The 6,449-nt window shown below is 73.1% G+C and carries 8 protein-coding genes; 5 read left to right on the top strand and 3 right to left on the bottom strand.

The window, feature by feature from the left end; genetic code table 11:
- The first annotated feature begins 7 nt into the window (after nucleotides 1–7).
- Together AQJ66_RS21165 and AQJ66_RS21160 are read left to right on the top strand one after the other, a co-directional pair.
- Nucleotides 8–991 (top strand): ABC transporter ATP-binding protein, encoded by a 984-nt coding sequence (locus AQJ66_RS21165; protein ID WP_061924499.1) that lies wholly within the window; start codon nucleotides 8–10, stop codon nucleotides 989–991.
- A complete protein-coding gene (locus AQJ66_RS21160; RefSeq protein WP_061924496.1) occupies nucleotides 975–2,042 on the top strand; it encodes an ABC transporter ATP-binding protein in 1,068 nt (355 codons plus the stop codon). Before AQJ66_RS21165 ends, AQJ66_RS21160 begins: the two co-directional genes overlap by 17 nt.
- 110 nt (nucleotides 2,043–2,152) lie before the next feature.
- Here AQJ66_RS21160 and AQJ66_RS21155 read toward each other — a convergent pair whose 3' ends face one another.
- The gene (locus AQJ66_RS21155; protein WP_061924493.1) at nucleotides 2,153–4,285 is read right to left on the bottom strand and encodes a S9 family peptidase; all 2,133 of its coding nucleotides are present in this window, start codon (nucleotides 4,283–4,285) and stop codon (nucleotides 2,153–2,155) included.
- Between the two features lie 164 nt (nucleotides 4,286–4,449).
- Here AQJ66_RS21155 and AQJ66_RS21150 point away from each other — a divergent pair, with 164 nt between their 5' ends.
- Entirely contained in the window at nucleotides 4,450–4,644 is a 195-nt protein-coding gene (locus AQJ66_RS21150; RefSeq protein WP_061924490.1) for a hypothetical protein, read from the top strand.
- A gap of 64 nt (nucleotides 4,645–4,708) precedes the next feature.
- Here AQJ66_RS21150 and AQJ66_RS38900 read toward each other — a convergent pair whose 3' ends face one another.
- A complete protein-coding gene (locus tag AQJ66_RS38900) occupies nucleotides 4,709–4,870 on the bottom strand; it encodes a VOC family protein (RefSeq protein ID WP_159052593.1) in 162 nt (53 codons plus the stop codon).
- A 43-nt stretch (nucleotides 4,871–4,913) separates the two neighbouring features.
- Nucleotides 4,914–5,039, bottom strand: coding sequence for a hypothetical protein (locus tag AQJ66_RS40650; RefSeq protein ID WP_279617330.1), 126 nt, complete (start codon nucleotides 5,037–5,039; stop codon nucleotides 4,914–4,916).
- Between the two features lie 64 nt (nucleotides 5,040–5,103).
- Here AQJ66_RS40650 and mshB point away from each other — a divergent pair, with 64 nt between their 5' ends.
- Nucleotides 5,104–5,982 (top strand): N-acetyl-1-D-myo-inositol-2-amino-2-deoxy-alpha-D-glucopyranoside deacetylase, encoded by an 879-nt coding sequence (gene mshB, locus AQJ66_RS21145; RefSeq protein ID WP_061924488.1) that lies wholly within the window; start codon nucleotides 5,104–5,106, stop codon nucleotides 5,980–5,982.
- A complete protein-coding gene (locus tag AQJ66_RS21140) occupies nucleotides 5,979–6,395 on the top strand; it encodes a DUF6113 family protein (protein WP_061924485.1) in 417 nt (138 codons plus the stop codon). The genes mshB and AQJ66_RS21140 overlap by 4 nt, the downstream gene beginning before the upstream one ends.
- Nucleotides 6,396–6,449 lie beyond the last annotated feature (54 nt).

Genomic DNA, 6,449 nt, shown 5'->3' with positions numbered 1-6,449 from the left:
CCGCCCGATGCTGCTCGAAGTGCGGGAGCTGTACGTGGAGTTCGCGACCCGGGACGGGATCGCCCGGGCCGTGAACGGGGTGTCGTACGGCGTGGACGAGGGGGAGACCCTGGCCGTGCTCGGCGAGTCCGGGTCGGGGAAGTCGGTGACCGCGCAGGCCGTGATGGGGATCCTCGACACGCCGCCCGGCCGGATCACCGGCGGGGAGATCCTCTTCCGGGGCAGGGACCTGCTGAGGCTGAAGGAGGAGGAGCGGCGCGGGATCCGGGGCGCCGGGATGGCGATGATCTTCCAGGACGCGCTGTCCGCACTCAACCCCGTCGTGCCGGTGGGCGACCAGCTCGGCGAGATGTTCGTCGTGCACCGGGGCATGTCGAGGAAGGACGCGCGGGCCAGGGCGGTCGAGCTCATGGACCGGGTGCGCATCCCCGCGGCGGCCCAGCGGGTGCGGGACTACCCCCACCAGTTCTCCGGCGGCATGCGCCAGCGCATCATGATCGCCATGGCGATGGCGCTGGAGCCGGCCCTGATCATCGCCGACGAGCCGACGACCGCCCTCGACGTCACCGTCCAGGCCCAGGTCATGGACCTGCTCGCGGAGCTGCGCCGCGCGTACCGGATGGGCCTGATCCTGATCACCCACGACCTCGGCGTCGTCGCGGACGTCGCCGACCGCATCGCCGTCATGTACGCCGGGCGGATCGTCGAGTCGGCCCCCGTGCACGACATCTACAAGGCGCCCGCCCACCCCTACACCCGCGGCCTGCTGGACTCCGTCCCGCGTCTGGACCGCAAGGGCCGGGAGCTGTACGCCATCAAGGGCCTGCCGCCGAACCTCACGCACATCCCGCCCGGCTGCCCCTTCCACCCCCGCTGCCCGATGGCCCGCGACGTGTGCCGCACGGACGTGCCCCCGCTGTACGAGGTGGGCGCGGACCGCGGCAGCGCCTGCCACTTCTGGAGGGAGTGCCTGCATGGCCCCGACCACTGAGCCGGTCCTCCAGGTGAGCGGCCTCGTCAAGCACTACCCGCTGACCCGGGGGATCCTGTTCCGCAGGCAGATCGGCGCGGTCAGGGCGGTCGACGGCGTCGACTTCACGCTCGGCCGGGGCGAGACCCTCGGCATCGTCGGCGAGTCCGGCTGCGGCAAGTCGACCGTCGCGAAGCTGCTGTGCCACCTGGAGCGGCCCACGGCGGGCTCGATCCGGTTCCGGGGCGAGGACATCACCGGGCTGTCCGGCCGGGCCCTGAAGGCCGTCCGCCGCAACATCCAGATGGTCTTCCAGGACCCGTACACCTCGCTCAACCCCCGCATGACGGTGGGGGACATCGTGGGGGAGCCGTACGAGATCCACCCCGAGGCGGCCCCCAAGGGTGAACGGCGCCGCCGGGTGCGGGAGCTGCTGGACGTCGTCGGACTGAACCCGGAGCACATCAACCGCTACCCGCACCAGTTCTCCGGGGGCCAGCGCCAGCGCATCGGCATCGCCCGGGCCCTCGCGCTGCGCCCCGAGGTCGTCGTCGCCGACGAACCCGTCTCCGCCCTGGACGTCTCCGTGCAGGCCCAGGTGATCAACCTGATGGACCGGCTCCAGGCGGAGTTCGCGCTCTCGTACGTCTTCATCGCCCACGACCTGTCCGTCGTCCGGCACATCGCGGACCGGGTCGCGGTCATGTACCTGGGCCGGATCGTGGAGACCGGCAGCGACGCGGAGATCTACGAGCACGCCACGCACCCCTACACCCAGGCCCTGCTCTCGGCGGTCCCGGTGCCCGATCCCGAGGCCCGGGCCCGCCGCGCCCGGATCATCCTCTCCGGCGACGTGCCGTCCCCGACGGACATCCCCTCGGGCTGCCGCTTCCGCACCCGCTGCTGGAAGGCGCGGGAGCGCTGCGCGCTGGAGGTGCCCCCGCTGGCGGTGCCGCCCGCGTTCCGCGGCACGCCCGGTCCCGCGGCCCACGACTCGGCCTGCCACTTCGCGGAGGAGCTGCCGGCCGGGGACTGCGCGGAACTCGGTGTGCACGGCAACGGGCCGGGATGACATGGCGCACCCCGGCCCGCTTACGGCACCCGCACGGCCGTACGCCGTTCAGCCTCGCCCCGGCACATATCGGGGCGGCTTCCGTGAAGTTGCCTGTGTGTTAAGCCGGTTCACGCGGATTCGGCGGGCAGGCCGAGCGAACGCCGCAGGAAGTCCAGCTGGAGCCGGAGCAGGTTCTCCGCGACGGTCTCCTGCGGGGTCATGTGCGTCACCCCCGACAGCGGCAGCACCTCGTGCGGGCGGCCCGCGGCCAGCAGGGCCGAGGACAGCCTGAGGGAGTGCGCGACGACCACGTTGTCGTCCGCCAGCCCGTGGATGATCATCATCGGGCGGTGCGGCTCGGCCGCGTCCACCAGGCCCGCGTCGTCCATCAGCGAGTTGCGGCGGTAGACGTCCGGCTGCCGCTCCGGGTGGCCGAGGTAGCGCTCCATGTAGTGGGTGTCGTACAGCCGCAGGTCGGTGACGGGCGCGCCGACCACCGCCGCGTGGAAGACGTCCGGCCGGCGCAGCACCGCCAGGGCGGCCAGGTACCCGCCGAAGGACCAGCCGCGGACGGCCACCCGGGTCAGGTCCAGGGGGTGATCCTCGGCGAGGGCCTGGAGCGCGTCCACCTGGTCCTGCAGGACGACGGCCGCCAGATCGTCGCGGACCGCCTTCTCCCAGGCCGGCGAGCGCCCCGGAGTGCCCCGGCCGTCGGCCACGACCACCGCGAAGCCCTGGTCGGCGAACCACTGCGAGGTCAGGTGCGCGTTGTGCGCGGCGACCACCCGCTGGCCGTGCGGGCCACCGTAGGGGTCCAGCAGAACCGGCAGGGGCGTGTCACCGGGGTAGTCCGTAGGCATAAGCACGGCGCATGGAATTCGGCGTGCGCCCCCCTCCCGCAGCGTCACGCGGGGGGACAAACCGGGGTCTTCGGCGTAGGAGCGGACACTCGCCGCCGGTTTTCCGTCACACAGCACCTGGACACGCGTCCCCGGCCTGTCGAGCGCCGCCGACGTCAGGACCGTCACCGCCCCGGCGCGCACCGCCGAGTGCAGGCCGGGCTCCTGCGACACGCGCTCCACGCCGAGTTCGTTCACCCGGTAGACGTGCACCTCACCGGTCTCCGGCGCCTCCGCCTCCTCGCCCGCCGAGGCGGAGACCAGCACGTCGTGGGCGCCCACGTCCAGCACCGCGCGGATGTGCAACTGCGCTCCCGTCAGCAGCCGTTCACCCACCGCGAGGACCCGCGCGCCGCCTTCGTCCGCGATCCGGACCAGCTGTCCGGACGGACTCCAGCTGGGCACCCCGGCGAAAAGTTCCAGCCATGTTGGATCTTCGTCGGCGTGCACCATCCGGGTCGCCCCGGAGTCCGGGTCGACCGCCAGGAACAGCTGGCTGCGCTGGTCCCGGGCCTGCACCAGCAGCAGCGGCGCACCCGCCTCTGACCAGTGCACTCGCGCCAGATACGGATAGCGCGCCCGGTCCCACACGACCTCCGTGCGCCCCCCGTCCAGGCCGAGGACGAACAACCGTACGTCCGCGTTTTCCGTGCCCGCCGCCGGGTACGCGACATGATTCGGCTCACGGTCCGGGTGGGCCGGGTCGGCGATCCACCACCGCCGCACCGGCGTGTCGTCCACACGCGCCACGAGCAGCCGGTCCGACCGCGGAGCCCACCAGAAACCCCGCGTGCGCGACATCTCCTCGGCCGCGACGAACTCGGCCAGCCCGTAGGCGACCTGCTCCCCCTCCGGTTCGGCCAGCGCCCGGTCCCCGTCGCCCTCGGCGCCCACCACCCGCAGCGCGCCCCGGGCGACGTACGCGACGTGCCGCCCGTCGGGGGACGGACGCGGGTCGATCACCGGTCCCGGCACGGCGAGTTCACGCGCCGTGCCGGCTCGCAGCTCGGCCGTGAAAAGCCGCCCTGACAAGGCGAAAGACGCCAACTCCACGGCGCTGTCGGTGGCGTAGCCGACGATGCCGGCACCGCCCTCCCGGCTGCGCTCGCGGCGCGCCCGCTCCTCGGGCGAGAGCTCTTCGGAGGCGCCCTTCAGCAGGGCTCCGGGATCGGCCGCCACCCGCTCGGTGCCGTCCCTGGGATCGAGAACCCACAGGGAGTTGGCCCGGTCCGTGCCGGAGGTCGAACGCAGGAACGCGACACGCGACCCGTCGGGTGCCACGGTGAACGCGCGCGGCGCGCCGAGCGTGAACCGCTGGGTGCGGGCGTACCGACGGGGGAAGGAGTCAGCCTCGGTCGTCATACCCCGACCATATTGGCCATGCGCCCCCTTGTGCGGCCGTGCGCCGAGCGATGCGCGAGTACGGATAGTTATGATCACTACCGCTGAGTGGGTAAGAACCTGCTGGCGCCTGCATGGATGTGCCCAACCCCCCGCGTCCCAGGGATATTTGGAGGTGAGCCGCCGTGGCACTCTCGATTTCGGCGGTGGTGCTGCTGGCGATCATCGTCTTCCTGCTGATCAGGAAGTCAGGGCTGAAGGGCGGCCACGCGCTGGTCTGCGTCCTGCTCGGCTTCTACCTGGCCTCGTCGACGATCGCGCCCACGATCAGCGACCTGACGACGAACGTGGCCAGCATGATCGGCAGCATCAAGTTCTGACGCGGTCCGTCGCGAGCGGGGCGGCCGTCCGCCGCCCTTGCGCGGTCCCGGGGCCGTGGCCGGCTCAGCCGCGACGCTGCACCACCTTGACCCGGTGACCCTCGGGATCGCGCAGCCAGGCGAAGCGCAGACGTCCGTCCGGGGAGTCGGCCGGAGGCGTCGGTGACTCGCCTCCCGCGCCGAGCGCCGTCCGGTGCAGCCGGTCGACGTCGTCGCACCACAGCACGACCTCGGTGTTCTCCCCGGGCGTCGTGGCGATGCCGTAGAGCTCACCGCCCGCCCGGGCGGAGCTGGAAGCGGAACCTCTCCGGCAGGCCGAGGGCGCGGAAGAACGCCGCGCAGCGTTCCACGTCCTCGCACCGCAGGTTCACCTGAACGCCCTCGAACACCGTCACGCGCACACGCTACTCGGCCCGGGCCGAGCCGGACGCGGGCCGCCGGGGCTCGTAGGGTGGACCCATGACGGAACTGCCAGCCCGGCGTCTGCTGCTGGTGCACGCGCACCCGGACGACGAGTCGATCAACAACGGCGCGACCATGGCCCGGTACGCGGCCGAGGGAGCCCACGTGACCCTGGTCACCTGCACGCTCGGCGAGCGCGGGGAGGTCATCCCGCCCGGGCTGCGGCACCTGAGTGGCGCCGCCCTGGGGGCGCACCGGCGCGGTGAGCTGGCCGCCGCCGCCCGCGCGCTGGGGGTGACGGACGTACGGCTGCTCGGCGGCGCCGGCCGGTACGGCGACTCCGGGATGATGGGCGGCCCCGACAACGACGACCCCGGCTGCTTCTGGCGGGCCGACGTCGACGAGGCCGCCGGCCGGCTGGCCGAGGTGATCCTCGAGGTCCGCCCCCAGGTCCTCGTCACCTACGACGACAACGGCGGCTACGGCCACCCGGACCACATCCAGGCCCACCGCGTCGCCATGCGCGCCGCCGACCTGGCGGCCGGGCGCGGGCACCGCATCGCCAAGGTCTACTGGAACCGCGTCCCGCGCTCCGTCGCCGAGGCCGCCTTCGCCCGGCTCCAGGACGACCTCGCCGACCTGCCCTTCGCCAAGAGCGGCTCCGTCGCCGACGTGCCGGGCGTGGTCGCGGACGAGCGGATCACCACCGCGGTCGACGGCCTCGCGCACGCCGCCGCCAAGGCCGCCGCGATGCGCGCCCACGCCACCCAGATCGAGGTGGCCGAACCGTACTTCGCGCTCTCCAACGAACTGGCCCAGCCGCTGTTCACCACCGAGTACTACGAGTTGGTGCGCGGCGAGGGCCGGCCGGGGGAGAGCGACCTGTTCGCGGGCATCCCCGCGGACACCGCCGAGCAGGCGCGGGAGCGGTCATGAGTACGTCCGGACGCGGATCGATGCTGGCCCAGCCGCTGCGGCCGCCCTCCGCCGGGCGTGCCGTCGCCCTGGCGGGGCTGTTCGTGCTCGGTGCCGTCGTCGCGCTCGCCGGGACCCTGGTCCAGGCCGCCTGGTTCCCGGGCGGGCTGCTGCTCGCCCTCGCGGGGGCGGCCGGGCTGTTCCTCGGGGGGGCGTACGCGCTGCGCAGCCGGGCGGGGGCGGTCGCCCCGGTGGCCGGGTGGATCGTCGCCGTCATGCTGCTCACCGCCGGCCGCCCGGAGGGCGACTTCATGTTCGGCGCGGGAGCCGGCTCGTACCTCTTCCTGCTCGGCGGGATGGCGGTCGCTGTGATCTGCGCCACGCTCGGTCCGGGGCGGCAACCCGACGGCTCTCCCGCCCGACTTGGCAAGTGACGTACCACTTCGCCGTACAACGCGCGTGCGAGTCCGGTGTGGGTTTCCTCGCGG

This window comes from Streptomyces bungoensis (assembly GCF_001514215.1).
GTDB classification, from domain to species: Bacteria; Actinomycetota; Actinomycetes; order Streptomycetales; family Streptomycetaceae; genus Streptomyces; species Streptomyces bungoensis.
Note: the sequence above shows the minus strand (reverse complement) of the source record. Positions and strands in the feature narration are given on the sequence as shown.

Excerpts from the sequence above, each read along its gene's own strand:
- AQJ66_RS21165 (WP_061924499.1), top strand. The coding sequence starts at position 8 with ATGCTGCTCGAAGTGCGGGAGCTGTACGTGGAGTTCGCGACCCGGGAC.
- AQJ66_RS21160 (WP_061924496.1), top strand. The coding sequence starts at position 975 with ATGGCCCCGACCACTGAGCCGGTCCTCCAGGTGAGCGGCCTCGTCAAG.
- AQJ66_RS21155 (WP_061924493.1), bottom strand. The coding sequence starts at position 4,285 with ATGACGACCGAGGCTGACTCCTTCCCCCGTCGGTACGCCCGCACCCAG.
- mshB (WP_061924488.1), top strand. The coding sequence starts at position 5,104 with ATGACGGAACTGCCAGCCCGGCGTCTGCTGCTGGTGCACGCGCACCCG.
- AQJ66_RS21140 (WP_061924485.1), top strand. The coding sequence starts at position 5,979 with ATGAGTACGTCCGGACGCGGATCGATGCTGGCCCAGCCGCTGCGGCCG.